Raw genomic sequence first — 23,795 nt, 5'->3', positions numbered from 1 at the left:
AAGGGGTTATGCAGCTAATTATGCTTGAGGTATATATGCTGCATTGTCTTGGTTAGCTACCGTATAACCCAGTTTTTATTGCTGGTTGTGGTTTTGTTGGACATCGTGCCATCGGTTGATGGCTGAGATATATTCGCCGTACCTCACATTAGATGTACGTTGGCTATGTTTACTTATCCGAATCACTTACTTCAGTAAGCTCATCGTGATACTTACAACTTCGTCGCGTGTCCACTAATGATGGGTAGGATCAAATTTCGATAATTTTTTCCATGGGACACCTCTTCGTTTTGCTGTTGGTTTGCACTTGCAGCATGGTTCACTGAAGTAGATATGCGAAGGAGTCCATTTCATTAGCACAGAAAATTAAAATTTCTTTTACTACTGAAGATATTTCACTTTAAATTATTAAATATGGATTAATACTCCGCGTGTTAATATTGCAAAAAATAATTAATAAGCTATATTGTATTTATTAGCTACTTGCGGCATTGCCATAATTTCTTATGGGTAGAGCTATTGGAAGCCAAGTTCTGATGCGATGATATTTACATTAATTACCGATTTATCATCTGGTTGGTAACGCTTTTGAAGCGTGTGCGAAAATTATTTTCGATACAATTTCAGTATCCAAAATTAATTCAACACAGTTTTTATACTCCAAAATACCATAGGCGTAACTGCCCAGTTACATACATAGTCAAATGTCATCAAACCACAACTTGGCTCCCAATAGGCCTTATTTATATATCTATGAAATAATATCAAGAGGATGCTATTTTTAATTTCCTGTTCATCTCAAGTTTCATTTGAGCAACATGAAGTTTAATCAATTCATTCATTTGAATGAGAAGTTCAGCGTTACTTTCATCTAGCTTTTTATTGACAAGTTTTTGGAATCGCTCGGCAGATTCATACATGTCAATGTTCGACTCTTCAATCGCTTTAGCAGCATTTTTTTCGAAAGCTTCAGAATTTTTAATTTTCAATGAATTGTTGATCTCAATCTGAAACTGAAGTGTTTTAGCAATATCCATCTTAGTTTGAGATAGTTGTTCATCAAAAGAATATCTCACAGTAAAGAACATGGAGTACTGTTGGATAAAGTCGTTTTTGAAGAACTGTTTTCTTGAATAAACAGATACTTCCATGCCAAAGAATAAATGTAAACCATATCCTAGAGGCAAGTCTCTAACTACTTGAGTTGAAGTGATAGAGTTTACTTCTTTAAACGACTGCATAATACCACAAACAAGAGAAATTGCTGTCTCTTCTATATTTGAAATGCTGGATTTTATAGCTGGTTGATTTTCTTTCATTTTTTCAGCGGTTGCTGCATCAGGAGGTGTTTCGTTCCCGCTTGGTAAATCTGATGCTCCTCCTCCAGAGATCGCCTTGCCAATTTCTCTAACTATATTAACTACATTATCCATACTCCAAGTAGATGTGGTTTGCCAATCTTTTTTCGCATATGTAAGGATTGGGCTATTATCCCATTTGTTTTGTGAGTAATATTTATCTACAGATGAATTAACTCCTTCTTTCAACTGTCTAAGCCTTTCATCTAACTCTTTATCTTTTTGCTCCAAAAACTCATTGAACTCTTTATTCTTTCTCGCTTCACTAGCTATAGTATTAGACCTTCCCATTTTAATCTCCTATTTTACAGTTAGAGTGTTTCACTCGAATAAACAATAGTACTAAATTTCTTTTTAGCAAATTATTACAGTTGATTTCATGGTAGTGTGAATCGTGTCGCATTATTCGCTATTGTCAGTCAATAAGACTGTTGGGGTTGTAACCGGAATCCGCTAAAATTTTGTTAATCCAACTTGACCTTCTCCCTGAAAACAGTATCAGCCTAAACTAGGCTATGTCCCGCAATTGTCTAGTCGATGGAAAATCGTGAAATTCTGACAAGATGTGGTGTAAATATCCCAGCAAATCAACCATTCACTTTTAGATATCTTCTGACATGAGCGCTATGGGTAAGTTTCGATTCTAATACTCTGAATCCCTCTCAGATCCTCTAAAGCATAAGATTAATCGTATCCCTAATCTCATCTGCATACTTGCCGAGATCCGCGATATTTTCACCCATGACTTCAACGGGAACGTTCGATAGTTCAATGGTCATCAGTTGATAGTCTTCGCCGTTGATGCGAATCTTAGTAAACAGTATATTATTCACTTTCTCTGACAGGTAATGTGATCGATAAATGAAATAGCCATACGCTGTTTTAGTGTCTCGACAATATCATTTTGTACATCGACAAACATTTTTTAATGGCTGGCCCTTTTATATTGAGAAGTAATAGATTGCAGGATCACTAGTTTCTGTTTTCATCAGCAAAAGAACCATGCTGGGTTATAAACCTGGCGACGTCTTCCGCCCCTTCGCGGTTTTCCTGCTTCCACATCTCAGTTTTTATACGGTGGGCTTCTCTGCCAATGGTATCATTCACCATACTAGAGACAGGTATCTCGGCAGCATTGGGAATCTGATTATCGTTTTTGTCCACGGCAATACTCATCCGGCGTTTCATTGCCGTGTTCCTCTTTAACCAAGCGCTTTATATTTTGCAGGGATCGTAGCGATAATGCTGGCGGGATCTAGAGAAAGTAAACGGGCGATGTGGATAAACATCTACGATGTCTAACCTTCTTTCCCCATTCTCAACTTTGGCGATAAACGATTGGGGGCGCTCCAACGCTAGCGCCAGGTTTCCCTGCGTGATCCCTTTGGCAATGCGTGCTTCACGTAATGCCTTGATAACGATTTGATGTTCATCAGAGTAAACAGAAGCTATCGATTCAACCCCATAAAATTTGGGATCAAATAGCAGTCGCTCACTGCTTTATCCCAAAATGGGATAATTGAATCAATTCACCACAGGGAGAGGTCGATAAATGGATAATTACGATTGGCACCCGGCAGACATTATTGCTGGCTTAAGGAAGAAAGGAACAACGTTGGCGGCGGTATCAAGGGCATCAGGATTAGCGTCTTCAACACTTGCTAACGCATTAACAAGACATTGGCCCAAAGGTGAAAGGTTAATTGCCTGCGCATTGGGAAAGCGGCCTGAGGAGATCTGGCCGTCACGCTATCGAGCATGAGCCCGAATCATGGGGAAGGGGAGGCGGGATAGCACTCTCGTAGAGAACCGAACCCCGTTCAGAACCCAATCCCCAAAAGCAAAAAACCAGCCGTTAGGCTGGTTTCTTTAAATTAGTGGTGCCCGGACTCGGGATCATTCAGCTTTCTATTAAGTTGAAATACAGCATAAATTTTAATCATAGCTGTTGTCAAGACCCGTGGTGTGACCCGTATTTTCATTGATAGATCAGAATGATGGGTCACATGCGATAAAGAAATATCCGGTTCGTTCCTTTGGTTCGATTCCCATGGTATCTGCAAATCGTAATGATATAAGCCTTATGCAAACTGTATAATTACTCTCCAGAGGGAACCATGAGGGATGACATTATGTCGGCAGCAAAAGACGTTTCTGCTAAACGCGTGGCATTAAATTTACGTACCGAGCCCGATGAACAAGCTGTTACTGAGGAGACGTTGATCGATCAGCCGATTATCATGACAGGTTCAGATGTTTATCTGGAATTCCTTGCTCGTTTGGATCAGCCTCCTGCACCAAATGCCGCGCTTTGCAAAACCATGCAAACACCTGCACCGTGGGAACAGGAGGAATGACCTCCTCTCCTAAGTCATCTCACGCTTGATTGTTAAGACCTATGTCAACTAGAGGTCTGAATACGGAATCCAATTTGTTGTATTGTCTTTCCCTTTGACCAATAGGGAAGGGAATAATAGTGAAAAAACGCATAAAAAACATACTGTTAAGTAAAGCATTGGATAAGTATTTTTCCACGGTTTCACGACATAAACGAGGACAATTGCAGGAGTTCTATCGAATCAACGTTATCAAGCGTTCGCGTTTGGCTAACAGAAATATGGATGAAATATCATCAATAGACATCGCAGAATATAGAGATAATAGGTTATCGGAATTTAACGCAAGAACGCAAAAGCCGATAAGTGCGAATACTGTGCGACTGGAATTAGCATTGTTATCGGCGCTTTATAATCTGGCAAAAGTTGAGTGGGGCACATGCTCTATAAACCCCGTTGAAAATGTTCGCAAACCTACCGTATCGTCAGGCCGTACCCGGAGGCTAACGACTCAGGAAGAACGGCAGCTAACCAGATACTTCAAAGATAAAAATCCTGAATTATTGGCTATTTTTCAGATCGCGTTGGAGACGGGAATGCGGCAAGGCGAAATTTTGTCGTTGAGATGGGAATATACCGATCTTCGCCTCGGCGTTGCCCATTTGCCTTTGACGAAAAATGGTACATCACGAGATGTTCCATTGTCATCAAAAGCACGGCAAATTCTGTGTGGCCTGAGTGAACGGCCACATCATGAGAATGGCTATATTTTTAGTTACACGTCGAGTGGGTTTAAAAGCGCATGGCGTGTGGCTTTGAAGGCTCTGGCTATCGACGATCTACATTTTCACGATCTCAGACATGAGGCAATCAGCCGATTCTTTGAACTGGGAACGTTAAATGTTATGGAAGTGGCTGCGATATCAGGTCATAAATCAATGAATATGTTGAAACGCTATACCCACCTTCGTGCAACACACCTCGTGAGCAAACTGGATGCACATAAGAAACAGGCTAAAAAACTAGCCTCCATCTTTGTTCCTTACCCAGCGGATATTGATATCGATGATACAACGGTTACGCTGAAATTCTCCGATCTTGATAACCTGTCTGTGACGGCTTCAACGCATGATGATGCTCTGAAAATTGCCTCTGTGGAATTACTTCGATTTCAGGCTATAGCAGCGAAAAATGGGAAGAGACTTCCGCCACCCGGAGCTATCTCAGTCAATTCAGTTGATAGGGTTCTTATCAGCCCACTTTAGCAGTGTAGATAACTTTTATATGACGATGTTGAGCTAAATATCGTCATTTTTTATGTCGAGAATCTCAACTAACCAGACTGTCTATCCAGACGACGTGTTTTACATATCACACTGATAATCCGGTGTGGCATCAGGCAAAATCAGCAGGCATCATCTTTCTGAGGTGCTAAATTAATTATTGCTATCGACTCAATGACCCGTAACATCCCTATGTTATGTACAACAATCACTAAAACACACCGGATTATCAGTATGGCAAATGAACGTATTACTGAACATAGCGCTAAACAGAAAGAAAATGCTGAATCGAGTTGCAGTATTGATGTTCTGGCCGAGCGCAGACAGGATGAGTCTTGTTCACCACTGCACAACGATCTTTTCGATATCCCAAGCAGTACCCCTAATTTTCGCACCGAACTGGCTGGTCAGCTTGCTGAGCTAATTCCAGAGGCTGTTGCTGATGGCAAGCTCGATGTTGAAAAGCTCCGTGAGCTGCTGGCTGATGATGTGGTTGACAGTAACGAACGCTTTGGCCTGTTTTGGCCGGGGAAAAAACGGGCTTTGCGTGCCGCACAAGCCCCGACAACTGCAACACTGAAACCAGACTTTGCTAACTCAAAAGACTGGGACGCGACGCAGAATGTGTTTATTGAGGGAGACAACCTTGAAGTACTGAAGATCCTGCAACGACACTATCACAACAAGGTCAAGCTGATTTATATCGATCCCCCTTACAACACCGGCAACGATTTTGTTTACCCTGACAACTACAGAGAGGGGCTGGATACTTACCTTGAGTGGACGCGGCAGGTGAACGAGGAAGGCAAGAAGGTTTCCACTAATAGTGATACCGAAGGACGTTACCACTCCAACTGGCTGAACATGATGTATCCGCGTCTGAAGTTAGCACGCAATCTGCTTACTGATGATGGTGTGATTTTTATTTCGATTGATGACCATGAACAGGACAACCTGAAGAAACTATGTAATGAAGTATTCGGCGAAAGGAATTTTATTGCCCAACTTGTATGGGAAAAGAAAAAGAAAGGAGCCTTTTTATCTGAGAGTTCAACAAATATAAAGGAGTATGTTTTTGTATATTCTAGGAGCGTTTCTAATTTCAATGGACTTATTGGTGAAATTGCACGAAATGTAGAAACATATCCTGTGATTAAAACTACGAATTCTCGTGGTGTACGCCTTATCAAAAAAGGGATACCGAGTAGATTCAAATCAAAAAATCATATTCTTCCAAGCGGAAGCCGGATTAGCTCCGGCAATATGGAGATGATTTTACTATCAGACCTTATTATCAAAGACGGTTTTTTGGCTGAGGACGTCAAAGTTGATAGTAATTGGATTTATTCCCAAAAACTCTTGGATAGCTATGCTGATGAGAAGAGCTTGTATGTTACGCAAGATCTTTATTTTCGTCGTATTGTCAGTGAACCTAGAGAGAAAAAACTGAAAGATCTACTTCCTATGAGGGGGACTTCTTCCTCTGGAGCAAATTTTTCAATTTCGGACGATTTATTTTCGGATGGTTGGGGGACGAATGAAGATGCCTTTGATGAGCTGCATGCTATCTTTGGGCTTCAAAATGTAATGAGTTTTCCGAAGCCAACAAAGCTATTGGCAAAACTATTCCTTGCTGCAAGCCGCTATGATCCTGATTGCATCGTTCTCGATTTCTTCGCCGGCAGTGCCACCTCTGCCCACGCTGTAATGCAGCTCAATGCTGAAGACAAAGGCAAGCGCCGCTTTATCATGGTGCAACTGCCGGAACCCACACCTGAAGGATCTGAAGCACGTAAGGCAGGCTTTGCCACTATCGCCGATATCTCGCGCAAGCGCATCGAACTGGCGGGCGAGAAAATAAAATCCGATGTTGTAGAAAGCCATGTAGATACCGGTTTCCGCGCCTATAAGCTGGCGGACACCCACTTCACCAAATGGCGCGTCACCAGTGATATCGAACCTGACAAGCTAACCCAGCATTTGCTCGACTTGCGCGACAGCAGCACTGATGATGCCAGCCCAGACGGCCTGCTTACTGAGCTGCTGCTGAAGCTCGGCTATTCGTTGAGCGAGCACCTCAGTACTAAAGCTATCGCTGGGTTAGATGTATGTAACATTGCTGGTGATGCCGACAAGCCGCGTCTGCTGGCGTATTTGAACGAGAGAACTAAACCCACACTGGAACAATTGCGGGAATTAGTGAATGCCGAGCCTATGCGCCTGATCGTTCTGGAGGATGCCTTCCAAGGCGACGACGAACTGAAAACCAATATTGCTCAATATGCCAAGAGTAAAGGTATTGAGCTGAGGACGGCGTGATGAACCATCATTCTCAAAATACGGGCTTTCAATTTGATTCGCAGCAGCAGTATCAGCTTGATGCCATCAATGCCGTGGTGGATTTGTTCGATGGTCAGCCAAAGGATGCCGACAAGATCGCGATTGCCTTGCGTGGCAGCGTTGCCAGCCGGGAAGGTGAGCTGGATTTAGGCATTGAACAGGAGATCGGCGCTATCGGCAATAATCTGGTGCTGGATGAAGGCACTACCCTTGCTAATTTACAAACGGTACAGGATCGCAACGGACTGGAGGTCAGCGAAAAACTGGTTGATGACAAACTGGATTTCGACATCGAAATGGAGACCGGTACGGGTAAAACTTACGTTTATCTGCGTACCGTTTTCGAACTGGCAAATAAGTACGGTTTCACCAAGTTTATCGTTCTGGTTCCCAGCGTCGCCATCCGTGAAGGCGTGAACACCAGTATTCGCCTGATGCGCGAGCACTTCCGCAGCCTCTATCCGGCGCAGCCTTTCGATGCCACTGTCTACAGTGGCGACAGGTCTGAGGAAGTGCAAGCTTTTGCTACCGCGACTAACGTGCAAATACTGGTGATGACGATCGACGCGATACGCGGTGATAAGAATACGCGCATCATTCACAAACCGCGCGACAAGCTCAATGGCTTGCGTCCATTGGATTACCTGAAAGGCACGCATCCCGTGGTTATCATGGATGAACCACAGAATATGGAATCACTGTTATCGCAGTCCGCAGTGGGCGAGCTCGATCCCGTATTTACGCTGCGCTACTCGGCCACGCATAAGCAGCGGCGCAATCTTGTCTATCGGCTCGATCCGGTTGACGCACACGATCTCGGTCTGGTGAAACAGATCGTCGTGGCTGAAGTCGCACAGCACGGTGCGGACGTTGCACCTTACGTCAAATTGCTCGAAGTGAAAGACACAAAAGCCGCGAAACTTGAACTGGCTTGCCGCAAGGCCGATGGCTCTATCGCGCGTCGTAGCAAAAAGGTCAAGCCGCATCAGGAATTGTCCGATGTTACTGGAAATCCGGCTTACGCAGGCTGGCGTATTAATGCGTTGAGCATCGCCGCTTTCGGTGAGCCTGCCAGTATTGAACTGACGCCGAATGGGAATCTGCTGCACGAAGGTGAATCCCTGGGGGGCGCAACGGGCGCGATTTACAAGGAAATGATTAGGGAAACCGTGCGTGAGCATTTGCGCAAGGAAGCGATGTTGCGCCCGAAGGGGATTAAAGTATTGAGTCTATTTTTCGTCGACAAGGTGGCGAGTTTTCTCGGCGACGGGGTGAACAACGAAGACGCAAACGGCGAGTTCACCAAGTGGTTCGATGAGGTGTTCAGGGAAGAGCGTAGCAAGTCTGACGTCTACCAGATATTGCTGCCGCAGGATCCTTGCGAATTACGGCGAGCGTATTTTTCCCAACTGAAAACGCGTGCTGGCGCGACCTTTGTGGATTCGTCAGGCACAACGGCCAAAGATGATGATGCCTACAAACTCATTATGCAGGACAAGCAACGCCTGTTGGACAGCGATGAACCCGTACGCTTCATCTTTAGCCATTCCGCATTGCGTGAAGGCTGGGACAACCCCAACGTGTTTCAGATTTGTACGCTGCGTGAAATGGGTGCGGAAACGGAACGTCGGCAAACGTTGGGACGTGGCCTTCGCCTGCCGGTAGCGAAAACAGTAAAAGGCTATGAGCGTGTTGCCGACCGCAGCATTGCATTGCTCACCGTGGTTGCTAACGAATCTTATGCTACGTTCGCTCAGAATCTGCAAGCTGAATACAAAGATGCGGGTGTTGCCATTGGACAGGTGCGCCCCAATGAATTTGCCAAACTGATGAAACGGGATATTCATGGCGTGATGACCGATGATATGCTAGGTTTCAAGACATCTTCTGCCATCTTCAAACATCTGGAAAACGCGGGATTCATCAAGGATGGTAAGACAACTTCCATGTTTCTGCCGGATGCAGAAGGATTCTCATTACATCTACCTGATGAGCTCAGGCCCTACGAATCAGATATTATCCGGTGCATCCTTAATGCGGGTATTGAGAAATATGTGAAGCCTATAAGTGCGCGGGCTAAGCGTAAATTCAATAAAGAGCTCTATGCCTCGCCGGATTTTGAGAGGCTTTGGAGCGCTATCAGCCAGAAAACGACTTATCGGGTGACAGTTAAGCATCCTAGGCTGGTTGGGGCGTGCATAAAGGCAATCAAGTCTGAACCCAAAATCCAGCCGTTACGTATTGATGTCACCCGTGCGGGTGTCAAAGTGCTGCGTGGTGGCACGCGAGGGCAAGAGCTGGGCGCGCGGACTGTCGACTTCAAAGGCAGCTATGATTTGCCGAACATTATCGGTGAGTTGCAGCAAGGTACGTCTCTTACGCGCAAGACTCTGGTGGATATTCTCATCGGTAGCGGCAGGCTGGACGAGTTCATTGCCAATCCGAACGACTTTATTGCGATGATTCGCCGTTGCGTAGAGGGCGAGCTACAGCGTGTCATTGTGGAAGGTGTTCAGTATGAAAAGATTGGCGGCTCCGTCTATGAACTCCGTGAGTTGCAAGCCGACGGTCTTGCTGAAAAGGATTTCTTCAAAGAGCATCTGTACCGCGTTGAACACCCCGAGAAAACTGATTTTGATTATGTCGTGTTTGATGGCGGGCCGGATAGCCCGGAGCGAAAGTTTGCTGAGTTTCTCGATCACCGCGAGGATATCAGGCTGTTTATGAAGCTGCCGCCAAGATTCCAGATTGACACGCCAGTTGGCCCTTATAACCCGGACTGGGCCATCATCAAATCCGAAGAAGGCGAGGATCGAATCTATATGGTGCGTGAAACCAAGAGCACCATGGATGAACAAAAAAGGAGACCCTCCGAAAATGCCAAAATCAAGTCTGCCGAGGCACACTTCAGAGAAATTGGCATCGAGTATGCGGTTTCAGTACCTGAACAGTGGAATATCTGACTGTCGGCTATAGCGGCATGGGCCTGTGAGGAATAGGCTGGATAATCAGTGTGGTAAACCTGCCTCTTTGACGGCAGGTTTACCAGATTTTTGTATCAGGAGACTACATGAGATACAGCCTCACGAATTATTGACCAGTCTTTATTTTCAACCCAGACAAAGAGGCTCCGACCCTCACTGCGTCTGGCCCACAGTTCTCCGATTCGTTTCTTTTCTCGGCTATCTCGGGTATCACTGATATGCGATCCTTTATACTCAACAGCAACGAGTGGGCCATTGCTCATTTGTATCAAAAAATCAGGATAGAATCGGTCTGAGGCCGTTTGCAACCAGAAAGAGGTTGGTTTTTTCTCTACATTACGTAACCACCAATCGACACCTTCGAGCCTGTTGGCAATAAATTCAGCACATTCAAATTCTTCTCCAACATCTTTCAGATTACCGATAACGGGATAGAAATGACGTTTGAGCTGAATAAACCCTGCATAACGAAAATCGTAAGCATATCGTCCAGGTTCCAACGACACGGCATGCTCGTCTAGCACTGCGAATTGTGATTCGTCATCAAACAAGTCGTTGAAGATGCGTTGCTTGGCGAGCACTAGCCCTGCTGCCATTTTTCGTTCCAACGCACCGCGCAAACGAAACTTTCGGTAGGCCAATTCGTCCAGAGAGAACTCTCTTTTTTCCAACAAATAATCAACCACTACATTGATCCATGCGACCTTTTTGTCCCGTTCGGAATAAGGGAAAGGTAGATTGCGGTCCAGCCAATAGATCAGATCAGTAGCTTCCCAGCCATGTTCTTTACCGAATAATGCCAGTTGATTATCTAATCGTTCATAAACACTACATTCGATTTTCTCTAGTTGAGAAATATTTAATGCAGCGCGATACATGGTTTCTACATCATGGGTGAATTCGCTATCAGAAAGCACTGGGTCAAAATCCTCTATTTCCCAGTCAGCATCTAAAAGTGGAGTTTCATCAAATACATCAAAGAACCCAGATTGCCGGTATGTGAGTAAAGGTATATGCGCAGTATGTCCCCGATCCGCGGGTGTTATTTCCTTTTGTAGTGACGCATTTTGTCTGGATGACGCCATTTCAAGCCGGTTGAGAACGTCTTTAGCAATTTCTGGATGCTTGAATGTGTCGGCCAATTGTTGGATCTGTTTATTATTAGCGCCACCTTTTAATGTCAGAGTACCGCTCTCTGGTGAGATCTCTAGCTTGTCACGAAGTGATTTCGGTAAGGTTTCCAGAGCGCTTTCATCTGGAAGGACGAGACTATTATCGGATTCGGGTAAAGGAATAACCAAATCGCCTTGGGGCGCGAAGAGATCTCCTGTTGATGGCGGTTCTCCGTGGGTTTGAATCAAACTTTGTGTTTCGAGCCGTTCAAAGCCACTTTGAACTAATCCATCACGCAATCCCTGAACTGTTGCCGCAAATTCTGACGATACGACGTAGGCATAACAACGGTTAAGCGCCTCATGCTGTTTTCTTTTAACATGCGGCATACGTAATATTCGGCCGAGGATTTGTTCTACCGCCGTAGCGGAAGTTGTATTGCGGAAAGAGAACAGCACATACGCAAAAGGGCAATCCCATCCTTCACGTAGTTTATCGACAGTAATGATGAACTGAGGATAGTCAGGAGCCCCCAGTTTTTTACCCGATAATTCATCTTGAGCTCCTGTCGCTACAGCGATGGTATCAGCGGGTATGTTGAAATCATTAATCAGATGCTGTTTAACACGCTCCGGTGTAAACGTCTCTTGCCCTTTTACCTGGCGCTCGGCTTGTATCAACATCACAACTGGTTTGATTACTTCACCGGTTTGTAGAAATTCCTGAGCAGCCTCTTCTTCCAACTGCCGTAGTCGGCTAATAGCTTCGGCCATAGACCGCTGCCATTCTGGATGAACAGTGAGTTCCAAAGGTAACTTCAGCATATCTTCCGCTTGCAAGGTTGCAGCGGAGACACTCCTGAGGACATTGGATGGTTGATTCGCACGGTCAGGGGTTGCGGTCAACTCAAGTATGCACGCGGGGTTAAAGCGGACAAGCGTGTCGACAGCCAAGGGTGTTCCCTGATTATGCGCTTCATCAACAATAACAAAAGGGTGGCGTAGCCGGATGACATCCATGAGTGAATGTTCCCCTTTTTGTTCTGACGAAGTACCAGAGAAATGCGGCATTAGGCTGCCGTTTTGACGATAGACTCTCAAACCATCGTCAGTATCTCGCTTAAAACTCTGCATCGTGGCGACGATAATTGTGTTTCCGGTATTTAACGTGGCTGGTTGTATATATAAAGCTTCTTGAATATCCAACACATGTACTGAACCGAACAGATCACGCATATCTTGGTATAGTAGTTCCCCCGGCGTTTTCAGTGAGTGAAGTGTTTGTTCACGAATGGGATCTGATGGAACCAGCCATAAGATTAGGGCGTGCTCTATACCAAGAAAATAGTCGTTAACGCGTTTTATTGACTGACCGGCGATACGGGTTTTCCCTCCACCGGTTGGAACCCGTAAACAAATATAAGGTATCTCTTCTGCGCCAGGTAAGGGGTAATAAGGTAGTGCTCGGCCGAAACCTTTGAGTGTTGATTCGCGGAAAGCCTCTGCTGGATCTTGCAATTCTCTACAGCGGGAAAGGTACGAAGAGAAATCATCAAGAAGTTGTTCCTGATATGATTTCAGACTGTTCAGAGCCATGTTTTCACCGCCAGTTCATAAGGAAGTTGATGGAAGGTAATGCCTAACTGATTGAGTTTCTTCTTATCAAACCGGGAGCGAGCGCCATATACGACTCGCGTACCGGAAAAATGTGGTGGGGTGATTTCATCAAGAAACTTCAGGGAACGATGATTAAGAACATTACCGCCAATATCTGAGCGATCTTTCAATATGCCGTTGTACAGAAGAAACACGGCTTTTTCCTGATGTACACCGAGGAATGGTGTGGCTGGCTGTTCCTTGGTTAAAGGTGATACCGTTAAGCCTGATCCGGTTTCCATAAACCAAACGAATTCGCTTAACTCATTGAAAGTAACATTTTTACGAATAGGACCTTCAGGTTGAAATAAAGGTTCAGCGGAAAGATTAAAAAATTTGAAACCTTTCCCCAGACCTGAAAATTCATCACCTTTATTGTTTTTGTACCCATTGCAAATTTTTTTAATTCTTTCAGTTGTCAGATTTTTCGCTATATTCTCATTCATTTCTATAAGTATAAACTTACGGTTCCCATTATCATCTTGGTTCTGTTGCAGAACTGCATGTGCTGTTGTACCTGAGCCAGCAAAACTATCTAATACGATAAAATCTTTATCATCGATCATTGAAATCAAGTATTTGACGAGCTCGACAGGTTTTGGAAATGGAAATTTAAATCCCATGTCAGAAAGTTTTTGTGATTGTGCTTGTGTACTCCCTACTCCACTAATAACAGTGATAACATGGCTAGCACTCTCTCTTTCTTTTTTTGACTCAATAGCTCCTGTGGCTGTAAGGAAGAAAATAGTGTTTTGATTTTTTGTGTCTAATACGGGTTTAAATTCAGATGCTATAAATTCTAATAATAGATTCTTAGATGCCCAACCGCTTTCAACAGTTACATCATGTGTTAGCTTTCCATTTTTTATGATGATGTCGTTATAAATATGTGGCCATGAATTATATCTTTTAGATATGTTAGCCTCTTGAACTGATGCAGGAAATCCAGCAGGAAGAACGATTTTACTAATAGGGTTCTTAGGTCCATTTTTTATTATCGTGTTTTGAATAAAATCACGATTTAGCTTGCTATCTTTAGTAACAGATGGGTCGATTACTTTTGGATGAGGTAATTTATCAGGATTTGATGCATAAATAAGTATATATTCATGGCAGTTTTTTATTTTTGCTTGGTTGTCAAAATTACCATCTGTTCTCCATACTAAGGTGGCTACTCTTTTTTTTATTCCGAAAATTTCATCCATTAATGATCTTAAATAATGAATTTCATTATCATCAATGGAAACGAATATGATTCCATCATTAGTCATAAATTGCTTCAATAATACTAATCGAGGATACATCATACACAGCCAGCGATCATGACGATCTAAAGTTTCACCTTCTTTACCAACAACTTCCCCTAACCATTTTCTAATTTCATGGCTATTGACGTTATCGTTGTATACCCAACCTTCATTTCCAGTATTATAAGGTGGGTCGATATAAATACATTTAACTTGGCCTGCATAACGTGGTAACAATGCTTTTAGTGCCTGTAAGTTATCACCTTGAACAATAATATTCCCACTATCGTCTTGTCCATGAGATAAATCAGCATCATGCTCAAGCAAACGAAAGGGAACATCTTTGTGATGTTTAATAACGGCTTCTTTGCCGATCCAATTTAACGTTGGCATTAGTCAGGATCCTGTCCAATTTTATTATGCTGAGGGCAGGAGTTAGGTCGTGTAATACCAGTCAGCGGATATTCAATCCGGTGCGTCTTTTATGTGAGGGATTTATTTTAAGTTATTGTATTTAAATGATATTTAATCGGTGTGGTTGAATGCCTCCGAGAAGTGTTAAAATCATACTGTTTATCACATAGCTGGCTGAGGGGCTGGCTGGAAGTGGAATGACGTCACGCACCGGATTGAATAGAAAGTTGGTTTTTATCCACATATCCATGAGTAAATACCTCAATAAGGCGGCGTCCATCAAAAGCGCGGGGTAATGTGTTAGCTCATAGGCAATTCATTCAATTTCAGAGAATTTCTGGAATGCTAGGGTGTGTCCCTTAACCTCCTCGCACACCAAAAAGTGATGTAGTAATCATTTCCGGAATGTGATTTTTGGTTGAATATTGAGCATTTTTAGGACTATTTTTATCGCTTAAAAGTGTTTTTTGCACAGTTATAACAACGCTGATCTGTACAAAAAACAGTTACGGGACACACCCTAGTAATGTTCAGTCGAGGGGGGCTAAACGTAAAGCTCAATGCGAACACGCTGAACTCCTTTCAAATCCCCCAGAACATAAGATTAATGGCATCCTTGATCTCATCCGCGTACTCGCCAAGATCCGTAATCACTTCACCAATGACTTCAACGGGAACGCTCGATAGTTCAGTTGTCATCAGCCGATAATCCTCACCATCGATGCGAATCAGAGGAAACAGCGTTTTATTCACTTTCTCAGACAGGTGATGCGCTTCGATTAGCGGAATGACCATGCGTCGCTTAGGTGTCTCGACAATATCGCTTTGCACATCGACAAACATTTTGTAGCGGCTGGCGCGTCTGTATTGATAAACAATGAATTGCATGATCACCAGTTCCTGTTTTCATCCGCAAACGAGCCATTCTGCGCGATAAATCGGGCGATTTCTTCCATCCCTTCGCGGTTTTCCTTCTTCCACTCCTCAGCTTTGATGCGGCGGGCTTCTTTGCCAATAGCATCATTCACTAGCCCGGAAATATTGACTCCGGCGGTAGTCAGAACCTGATAATTGTCTTTGTCCACGGTAACGCTGACGCGGTGTTTCATGATAGTGCTCCTCTCTGTGCATACTTTGAGTATATACTTCACATGGTTGTTCAGCAATTAGCCAAGATTCAACTCCAACCCCTTCAACTCCTCAAACGTATAAACCCGGAAGACATTGCGGTGCTTCGCTTCCAGCGGGATACGCTGATGATTCACGATGGCGTGTTTGATGTTATTGAATAGCAGTTCGAGAGCCAGTTTTTTCTGTGGATCTGGCACGACATAGAAGACGTACATCCAAAGTTGTTGAGTACGAGTTATCAAATGCTGGGTGATAATCGCCTGATAACGGGCCTTGGTTTTCAGATGGCGCTCAGTCTCAACAGCGATGACGGTTCCGTCTGGTAACGTTATCACCCCGGCCGGGCGATGATATACCTCATAGCGGCTGCGGAATGTTGAATCTGCGCCGCTGATCCACCCATAAGCGCCTTTCTTCTCAAGAAGGAGCCGTGCTAGTTGACGATCAAGGCGCTGCATCAGCGTCCAGCCAGTGACTTTCGAGGGCTCAAACCGTGCAGGAAAACTATCCTCATGGGGTGTGACGACAACGGATAATCCGTCGTTGGTGATACCCCATAGTGAGATTTTTTCCATTCTTGTGCAAAACGTCTGTTTTTGAATGAATCCCATGCTAATAGCTTTCGCCAGCAGCAAATAAAGCGGCTTGTGATTTTTAAAATCAAAAAGCAGCATCAGGGTTTTAAAATCGCTGTAGGTTTCTTCTTTCAGAAAGGTGAGCAGAAGTCGCATTTTTTCGTGACTACGCGCCCGGCGTTCACGGTAATCAGAAATCAGCATGGTTCCTCCTTCGCTTTGTACTGGGGTGTTCGCTTTTTCGGTTTTATCGCCTCATCGCATGGGGAATACCTTCGCCCACTGGCATGAGTCGACGTCATGAGGCGATCTTGTGGGGATAAAGAGGTGACCGCGATGCGGTCATGTGCCGAAAAATATATTTCCCGGCACAGAACGGCGTGTGCCAGTTCATGCGGGCTGGACGCCCTTATTGCCTGGCACATGGGGGTAATGTCGCGGCTGGACGCCACGCCAAAACCCCCAACGTCAACTGATTAGAAGTGAGATAAACAACTAAGAGAATCTGAGATAAATGGGATTTAGCGTAGGTTTCGGGGATTTATTGGGATAAAAATATGAAAATATTTTACCGTATGTGAAACGTTAAAGGGTGTTGCCACCCCAGTCACTCAGCCCCCAAAAGAGCCCATTTCAAAATATCTTCTGCATCGGTCTTCAGACTTTCCAGCTCTTTATCTGGAGAAAGTGTTGCTGCTACATGTAAGGAAGCCAAACGCAGTTGTGCTTTATGAAACTTACTTTCCTGACCGATGCCGAGAATCTCATCTTTATGCTTAATCGCGTAGCGGTGAATCCCTGATTTAGAAATATCATATCCTTTCTCTGACATCCAAAACGATAGGTATTCATAATCAGTAAAGTTGGTACGCAATAGTTCCTTATGTAGCTCCTCACGAATGTTCTCGGGAAGCTTATCAATATTATTAACCCGCCCCATTATACCCTCGATATGATAAAGTAATCTGCCCCATAATTAACTAAATAGCGGTAATCTAGAGCAGGGAAAAAACGGCATTAGTTAATTATATTATCGTCTACATTTCCATTAATCCATTCTGAAGCTGGGTTGTGCTCTCTATAATTAGGTAAGTCTAGCTCTTGTCGGATAATCTCAATATGGGTTTGTATATCTTCCAGCACTCCAGAAATATAGCCTAAACTGACATTGTCAGAACTTTTAATTAACTCGGAAAACTCATTTTTCATTCTTAGAAGTGTTACAATTGTTATGGATTGATCTGCATTTATTTCCTGTTTGATTCTAGATATTTTCTCATCAGCAGGCTGATATTTAACCCGAGTTATTTTGTCCCTTAGCTCTGAATTTTCATCTATCACCCGATGAAAAGCTGAGTTCTTTTCTGCTAGAGCTTGACGGCTAATTTCTAAATCTGTTTTGAGTTCTTCTTTTTCTTTAATGTGCCTAGCAATCATTTCCTCTGCCAATTCTAGCAGTGCGGTTTTGTCGCCCTCTTTAGCAACTTCAATCAAGGCGCTTTTTTGGTCTTCTGGTAAACGGCGGAACTGTCTAAGTTCACGGTAGCCAGCGCCAACGGCAGAGAGATGCTTTAACGCATCTTCCCCGAACGCGGTTAGATTTGACAGGTCTTCATCCACTTTCCCACGAGATAAACCTAAAGCCTGACAGAAACCATCCCAAGTGCCGACGTCAGCAATTTCCTTACCATCAAGATCAACACCTTTCTTTCCTTTAAGTGCATGATATATTTTGTTTTCCTTTATATATTTTAATTTACTCAAACTGACGACGTCAGCAAATTTTGCAAATGAACGTGCCATTTGCACTTGGCCTAGCAACTGATTTATGAAGTCACGTTCTTCACTAAATTGGCTACTTACTTCAGCCATTAGTTTTGTTGTTGTCGCTAAATCAGGGTTTAACTGAATATCTTCCACTAATTCAGTCAATTGCGATTTTTTTCTAGCCATGAAGTGAACCTCTATCATTAATTAGTAAAATCAGTCTATTGCTGTTATGCCTCGTTTATCCAATTCTCGGCGCAACAATCTTTTTATCCATCCGGCCTTGTTATCGTCCCCATCTTCTTTCATTGCCATGGCTAAGCGCTCTGACAGTTCAGCGTCAAGCCGTAACTGTACAACATGTCGCTCCCTTTGGTTTTCTTTGGTTGACATTGGTGTTCTCCGGTATATATTAACCCTTGTGATTGCAAATGTACATCAGTGCATAGCATCAAGTAAAGCAAAGCCCGGCTGTGCGGGAACACAAGCCGGGCTTCTAACCACCACCGTTAAGAAGAGTAACGATAATGGATAACAAAGATTCTAACCTAAACCACCCAAAACCTGAAACGGCAGGCGCTTGCCGTTTTGTTATGACCCCTGAGAACCTGAAACTGTACTGCCGTCAGTTATGCAAGGTAGTGCTGTGTTATGCCGATGATGCCGAAGTGTTGGAACTGGCTAGCGGATTTGAAGAAATCGGCTCGTTGATGGTTAACCGTAACTTTGGCATCGCTCCTATGCTGACACCAGAGAAACGGCGGGAGTATTGCATCCACGGTTGTAAGGTTGTCACTCGGCATGCCACACCAAACGAACTGATCAAGCTACGGATTGTCATCGAAGTTTTTGTTGCTAAGATGCTGGCCAACAACTACCGCACCGGTCTGAACTCAGTTGCCTATGAGGTCTACAATGAGTACGTTCTGCGCGAAAAGGCAATTAACGATATTGTTGCAGGCCAGATAGACCAGATGTCAAAACCTAACGCGACTCGTTATGAACCCCGTACCGGAGGTCATGACCATGAGTAAATCCAACACTATCTCTGACGGTAAGGTTGAGTTCAAACCGTTAGGCACGTTTTCACAGGGCTATTCCGAAGATGTATTGTATGTGAAACCATCTGTCGGATTTGAGGGACTATATGAAGCGTCGGTTTCCCGCCTTATGGCTGTCCAAGGTTTACTGGAGTATGGTCTTGACGCGACCAGTAAGGTAAGCGGGAGTAAACCCTATAACGTCAATGACTCTGCCCTTATATTGGTGTCTGACGTAATATCGATAATACAATCAATGTACGACTGCGTGAAAAAAGAAAATTGATACTGGCACGAACATCGATTCAATAAAGGGTATATCCATCGTGATATGCCCTTTTTCTTTAAAACGCCCGGAGCGGCCTTTACCCGTATTATGGCGGCAACCCATCACCTGAGTAGCTAAGACAGTATTATAATAGTTTTTAATAAGCCTATCGGGGCACTTTCGCTCCTCAGCCCACCTCTATAAAACTATCCAGCCTCATTTTTTTATGTGTCCGAGGGCAAACGACCCTTTGTTGCGTGTTGAAGCATAATCTGTCCTAGGACGGATTAATTTTCTCACTCAACATCGCGGTGACCTCATGTATAAATCTCCGATGGCAGTTAAACGGCATAAACTCTATGAGGAACTGGGTTCCCATATTATTACCTTTGCCAAGGGAAAAGGGTTCTCAGATGAAGATGCTGGCGAACTCAGCAGTGACCTTATCAAAACACTTGCCAGCCTTTTCGGTGGTCAGAACATCACCTTTCCTCTCGATATCAATTACGACCTGAAAAAAAGAGATCGCCTTATTTACCAAGAATTCTGCGGAAGCATGAATTGTTGGGAACTGGCTAAAAAATACGGCATGAGCGAACGCTCGATCTACAAAATCATATCCCGGGTTAGAAAAGATCTCGCGGGCAAAAAATAGGGATTGGGGGCGTTATGGCTGTGGGTAATGATTTGAATTTAGCGTTACGCATCACTGCCGATCTCAACGACGCCAAAAGTGCCGTTGAGTCGCTAACCAGTGATGTCCGCAATGCCGGTGCGGCGGCGAACGCCAGTAATGCGCAGTGGTCAGAGACCGTCGCAGCGCAAAATGCCGCTGCCGCTGCCGCCAAACAACATGGGCAGGCGCAATCGGCACTGGCCACCGACATGGCCAGCGCGGGAGCAACCACCCAGCAAACCACCTCCAGTACCACCAATTATCAGAATGCGGTGTCCCAGGCGTATGCCGCCGCTGAAGCCCTCAAAAACGCCACTAGTGATGTGAATACGGATTTGGTCGCGCAACAGGCCGCGTTGGCGGGACTGCTGGGGCGTATTGATCCCGTCGTCGGCGCGTATGAGCGGCTCGATGAAATGGAGCGGCAACTCAGCGAATTCAACAGCGCAGGGTTAATCGGCGGCGACGATCTGGATGAGTACACGGCGCGGCTGAACGCGATGCGTGAGCAGGTCGAGAAAAATGCGTATGCGGCCAGCGAAGCGGGACGTCGGGAAGCGCAAGCATCACGCCTGGCCGCACAGGAAGAAGCGCAAGCAGCGACGACGAAAGCGGCATTTGTCAGTCGGCTGCGTGAGCAAGCCGACACCATGAATATGTCCACCGCCGAACTGCTGAAGTACAAAGCGGCGCAGTTGGGTGTGGAGAAAGAAGCGGCCCCGTTTATTCAAAAACTGACAGAACAAACGTCAGCGATGAATAAAGGCAGTATCAGCGCAGGCCAGTACGCGCAGGCGATGCGTTATCTGCCGATGCAACTCACGGATGCCGTGACGTCACTGGCCAGCGGGATGCCGTTTTGGATGGTTGCCATCCAGCAGGGCGGGCAAATCAAAGATTCGTTTGGTGGTCTCGGCAATATTTTCGAGCTGATTGCGAACAAGATGTCAGAACTGACTGGCTCGTCGGACGACACCGGTGATTCCCTGGCGGAAACGGCCAATGACGCAGCAGAGGCTGGAGAGAAACTGCATTCCATGTCGGGCGGGCTGACATTATCTCGAATGGGATATATCGGGCTGGCCGCTGCGGTGATTGCGGCTGGCGTCGCTGTCGTCAGCGTGATGAACGATCAGGATGAATTTAACCGCGCAATCGCTCAAACCGGAAACTATGCGGGGGTAACTGCTGGCCAACTCGAACAGATGGCGCAGAGCGGCGGTGCACTCAATCATAACTATTCTCAGGTTCGCGACATACTCACGGGTTTGGTAAGCAGCGGTAAGTTCACAGCTGACACTATTGATAGTGTATCAACTGCGGCGTCAATGATGGCGGAGTTAACAGGTCAGTCTGCCGATCAGGTTGTCAGTGAGTTTGTAAAAATGTCTGACAGCGTCAGCGACTGGGCGGTTGGCAGTAACGAAAAATATCACTGGCTGGATGCTGCGACATACGAACGCATTAAGGCGTTGGAGGAGCAAGGAAAAACAGAAGAATCTATTGAATTAGCATCGTCTGAATATAAAAAAGCAGCCAGTGAGCGATTGCAGACATTGGAAGGAGAGCTGAACTGGGTTGCTAAAGCGTGGCGTAACGTCAAGCAGGCAACGCAAGAAGCTCTGGATGGTACTAAGAATGCAATTGCTGAGAGTTTGGGTATTGCTGATCTTGAACAGCAGGTTGCTACGCTAGAAAAACGCATTTCACGAGGAGGAGTTCTCGCAGGCAATGTTTTCATCCCTGTCAGTTCAGAGGAAAAAGAACGTCTGGCTATCCTGAAAGCAGAGCTAGCAGTAAGACAACAGAATGCAAAAATGGAGAGCGAGAATCAAAAGGTAGAAGATGAGTCTATCGCTGCATCAAAATCATTGGGTAAGGCTTGGGCGAATAACCGTACTGAGCTTCAGAAAAAAGCCGATGCTATTGATGATCTGAAAAAACAATACAAAGCAATGTGGGCCTCAGAAGGTGGCCGAGATACGTTACGCAGCCGTGGCGTAGAATCAACTGATGGGCAGAATTTCTCTGGTGGTCAGTGGGATGTTGATGTTGCGGCACTGGATACCTCAAACAAGAAAGCCCAGCAGTACAACGATACATTGCGCCAGACGATTGCGCAGAAAAGCGCACTGACGCAACTGGATAGAGTCGAAGCAGAGATCCGCTCCGGCACACTGAAAGACGCCACGATAGCGCGGCAGAACGAAGCCCGCGCCCTGGCTCGTCAAGCCGATGCGCAGGATGCGCAGATTAAAGCCGCACGAGATGCCGCCGCAGAGACTAAACGCAGTGCCGCCGAGAATCAGCGTTTTGTTGACTCGCTGGTTCAACAAGCCGCGAAACAAACGCAGGGAACCGCTGCTACTCGCGCACAGGAAATCGCCACCCGTAATCTGACCGCCGAACAACGCAAGCTGGCTGAAGTCGCACATGCAGCACTGAATGCCCGTGAATTCGGCGATAAGAACCTACAACTTCAGATGGAATATATGCGGGCGTCAGGAAACAGTGCTGGAGCCAGTCTGTTAGACGTTCGCAATCAGTACCAACAGATGCGTGCAGAATTTACGTCCAGCGGCAATACCGAAGGGCTGAACTGGCTGGATAAACTGCTGCCGATGCAGGAAGCCAAAATCCGCACCGATGCACTGAAAAAGGAAATCGAAGACCTGTTGACATGGCGCAGCCAGCAGGAAACCAGTATTCAGGCACAGGTGCAGGGCGGATTGTTGACCGAACTGGACGGTCGTCAGCGACTGATTGAGCTGCACACGCAGGTCGGCGCGAAGATTGAAGCGTACCTGCCGAAAATGCGCGAATTGGCGACGCAGCCAGGCGAAGCGGGCGAGAACATTCGCGGGTTAATCAGCACGCTGGAAGGTGAGCTGGGCAAGCTGAAGGAAAGTGGCAACGAGCTGACGGTGGCGTTTAAAGACGGTCTCCAGTCCGGGCTGCAAAGCTCGATAATGGGATTGGCGAAAGGCACCATGTCACTGGGTGACGCGGTCGGGAATCTGGCGTTATCGATTGTGAACAGCATGGCGCAGATAGCGGCACAGCAACTGGCGATGATGGCCATGTCCAGCCTGATGGGTACAGGCGGCGGCGCTGGCGGTGGTCTTTCAGGCATGTTTGCCAGCGTTTTCGCTGCCGATGGTGGTCACGTCCGAGGCCCCGGAACGACAACCAGCGACTCCATCCATGCAATGCTATCCGATTACGAATTCGTTACCCGTGCGGCGGTGGTTCAGCAGCCTGGCGCGTTGCCATTCCTCCATGACTTTAACCAACGCGGTATTGCCGCACTGGATGACTGGGCGCCCCGCGTTCGTCATGCAACGGGTGGTGTAGCGGGCATCCCTGCACCTGCTTTCAACATGCCTGCAACTATTCCCGAACCTGCGCAGAGACAGTCAGCAGTAGACAGTGACGGTGCGGGAGTTCCGTTCCAGCAAACACTGGTACTGGATAGCGGTGAGCTAATCAGTTCCGGCTTTAAATCTCTGCGCGGCAAGCGCGAATTCTTCACCTTTGTTCAGGCGAACGCACCGACGCTTAAACAGATGCTAGGTGTGAAGACCTGAAATCCAAAAAACAGAATGGAG

The 23,795-nt window shown here is 45.6% G+C and carries 19 protein-coding genes and 2 pseudogenes; 9 read left to right on the top strand and 12 right to left on the bottom strand.

The window, feature by feature from the left end; all coding sequences use genetic code 11:
- Positions 1–764: 764 nt before the first annotated feature.
- From A6301_RS22305 to A6301_RS22290, 4 genes and pseudogenes are all read right to left on the bottom strand, one after another.
- Positions 765–1,649, bottom strand: a complete 885-nt coding sequence (locus A6301_RS22305; protein WP_234258786.1) for a hypothetical protein — start codon at positions 1,647–1,649, stop codon at positions 765–767.
- A gap of 380 nt (positions 1,650–2,029) precedes the next feature.
- Positions 2,030–2,137: a hypothetical protein gene (locus A6301_RS22300; RefSeq protein WP_234258785.1), complete on the bottom strand. Its 108-nt coding sequence runs from the start codon at positions 2,135–2,137 to the stop codon at positions 2,030–2,032.
- Positions 2,138–2,330: 193 nt separating this feature from the next.
- The gene (gene ccdA / locus A6301_RS22295; protein WP_234258784.1) at positions 2,331–2,546 is read right to left on the bottom strand and encodes a type II toxin-antitoxin system antitoxin CcdA; all 216 of its coding nucleotides are present in this window, start codon (positions 2,544–2,546) and stop codon (positions 2,331–2,333) included.
- Between the two features lie 14 nt (positions 2,547–2,560).
- Positions 2,561–2,810, bottom strand: a pseudogene (locus A6301_RS22290) (helix-turn-helix domain-containing protein).
- Positions 2,811–2,910: 100 nt separating this feature from the next.
- Here A6301_RS22290 and A6301_RS22285 point away from each other — a divergent pair.
- The 5 genes and pseudogenes from A6301_RS22285 (at position 2,911) to A6301_RS22265 (ending at position 10,280) form a co-directional block, all read left to right on the top strand.
- A pseudogene (locus A6301_RS22285) lies at positions 2,911–3,152 on the top strand (helix-turn-helix domain-containing protein).
- A 338-nt stretch (positions 3,153–3,490) separates the two neighbouring features.
- Positions 3,491–3,715 carry a DUF1778 domain-containing protein gene (locus tag A6301_RS22280; protein WP_205535810.1) on the top strand — a complete coding sequence of 75 codons (225 nt, stop codon included), beginning with the start codon at positions 3,491–3,493 and terminating at the stop codon, positions 3,713–3,715.
- Positions 3,716–3,834: 119 nt separating this feature from the next.
- Positions 3,835–4,959: a site-specific integrase gene (locus tag A6301_RS22275; RefSeq protein WP_234258782.1), complete on the top strand. Its 1,125-nt coding sequence runs from the start codon at positions 3,835–3,837 to the stop codon at positions 4,957–4,959.
- A gap of 252 nt (positions 4,960–5,211) precedes the next feature.
- The gene (locus tag A6301_RS22270; RefSeq protein WP_081923431.1) at positions 5,212–7,296 is read left to right on the top strand and encodes a site-specific DNA-methyltransferase; all 2,085 of its coding nucleotides are present in this window, start codon (positions 5,212–5,214) and stop codon (positions 7,294–7,296) included.
- A complete protein-coding gene (locus A6301_RS22265) occupies positions 7,296–10,280 on the top strand; it encodes a DEAD/DEAH box helicase family protein (protein WP_234258781.1) in 2,985 nt (994 codons plus the stop codon). The genes A6301_RS22270 and A6301_RS22265 overlap by 1 nt, the downstream gene beginning before the upstream one ends.
- 95 nt (positions 10,281–10,375) lie before the next feature.
- On the opposite strand, the gene A6301_RS22260 is transcribed toward A6301_RS22265, so the two are convergent.
- The 8 genes from A6301_RS22260 to A6301_RS22225 all read right to left on the bottom strand — a co-directional run bounded on the left by A6301_RS22260 (position 10,376) and on the right by A6301_RS22225 (position 18,596).
- The gene (locus A6301_RS22260) at positions 10,376–13,009 is read right to left on the bottom strand and encodes a DEAD/DEAH box helicase (protein ID WP_234258780.1); all 2,634 of its coding nucleotides are present in this window, start codon (positions 13,007–13,009) and stop codon (positions 10,376–10,378) included.
- Positions 13,000–14,709: a site-specific DNA-methyltransferase gene (locus A6301_RS22255; protein WP_205605002.1), complete on the bottom strand. Its 1,710-nt coding sequence runs from the start codon at positions 14,707–14,709 to the stop codon at positions 13,000–13,002. The genes A6301_RS22260 and A6301_RS22255 overlap by 10 nt, the downstream gene beginning before the upstream one ends.
- A gap of 603 nt (positions 14,710–15,312) precedes the next feature.
- Positions 15,313–15,618 (bottom strand): type II toxin-antitoxin system toxin CcdB, encoded by a 306-nt coding sequence (ccdB, locus tag A6301_RS22250; RefSeq protein ID WP_234258779.1) that lies wholly within the window; start codon positions 15,616–15,618, stop codon positions 15,313–15,315.
- A gap of 2 nt (positions 15,619–15,620) precedes the next feature.
- Positions 15,621–15,839, bottom strand: coding sequence for a type II toxin-antitoxin system antitoxin CcdA (gene ccdA / locus A6301_RS22245; protein ID WP_234258778.1), 219 nt, complete (start codon positions 15,837–15,839; stop codon positions 15,621–15,623).
- A 57-nt stretch (positions 15,840–15,896) separates the two neighbouring features.
- The gene (gene mobC / locus A6301_RS22240; RefSeq protein WP_234258777.1) at positions 15,897–16,640 is read right to left on the bottom strand and encodes a MobC family replication-relaxation protein; all 744 of its coding nucleotides are present in this window, start codon (positions 16,638–16,640) and stop codon (positions 15,897–15,899) included.
- A gap of 403 nt (positions 16,641–17,043) precedes the next feature.
- Entirely contained in the window at positions 17,044–17,376 is a 333-nt protein-coding gene (locus A6301_RS22235) for a phage protein Gp27 family protein (RefSeq protein ID WP_234258776.1), read from the bottom strand.
- Positions 17,377–17,453: 77 nt separating this feature from the next.
- Positions 17,454–18,389, bottom strand: a complete 936-nt coding sequence (locus tag A6301_RS22230) for a hypothetical protein (protein ID WP_234258775.1) — start codon at positions 18,387–18,389, stop codon at positions 17,454–17,456.
- 30 nt (positions 18,390–18,419) lie between these two features.
- The gene (locus A6301_RS22225; protein WP_234258774.1) at positions 18,420–18,596 is read right to left on the bottom strand and encodes a hypothetical protein; all 177 of its coding nucleotides are present in this window, start codon (positions 18,594–18,596) and stop codon (positions 18,420–18,422) included.
- Positions 18,597–18,796: 200 nt separating this feature from the next.
- Here A6301_RS22225 and A6301_RS22220 point away from each other — a divergent pair, with 200 nt between their 5' ends.
- The 4 genes from A6301_RS22220 (at position 18,797) to A6301_RS22205 (ending at position 23,774) form a co-directional block, all read left to right on the top strand.
- Positions 18,797–19,237, top strand: coding sequence for a hypothetical protein (locus A6301_RS22220; RefSeq protein WP_234258773.1), 441 nt, complete (start codon positions 18,797–18,799; stop codon positions 19,235–19,237).
- On the top strand, positions 19,230–19,529 hold the full coding sequence (locus A6301_RS22215; protein WP_234258772.1) for a hypothetical protein: 300 nt from the start codon (positions 19,230–19,232) through the stop codon (positions 19,527–19,529). The genes A6301_RS22220 and A6301_RS22215 overlap by 8 nt, the downstream gene beginning before the upstream one ends.
- A 301-nt stretch (positions 19,530–19,830) precedes the next feature.
- Entirely contained in the window at positions 19,831–20,166 is a 336-nt protein-coding gene (locus tag A6301_RS22210; protein WP_234258771.1) for a Mor transcription activator family protein, read from the top strand.
- Between the two features lie 14 nt (positions 20,167–20,180).
- A complete protein-coding gene (locus A6301_RS22205; RefSeq protein ID WP_234258770.1) occupies positions 20,181–23,774 on the top strand; it encodes a phage tail length tape measure family protein in 3,594 nt (1,197 codons plus the stop codon).
- The last annotated feature ends 21 nt before the right edge of the window (positions 23,775–23,795 follow it).

Origin of the sequence: Pectobacterium sp. IFB5596 (assembly GCF_021432585.1) — a bacterium.
GTDB classification, from domain to species: domain Bacteria; phylum Pseudomonadota; class Gammaproteobacteria; order Enterobacterales; family Enterobacteriaceae; genus Pectobacterium; species Pectobacterium punjabense.
This window is presented reverse-complemented; position numbering and strand designations above follow the sequence as displayed.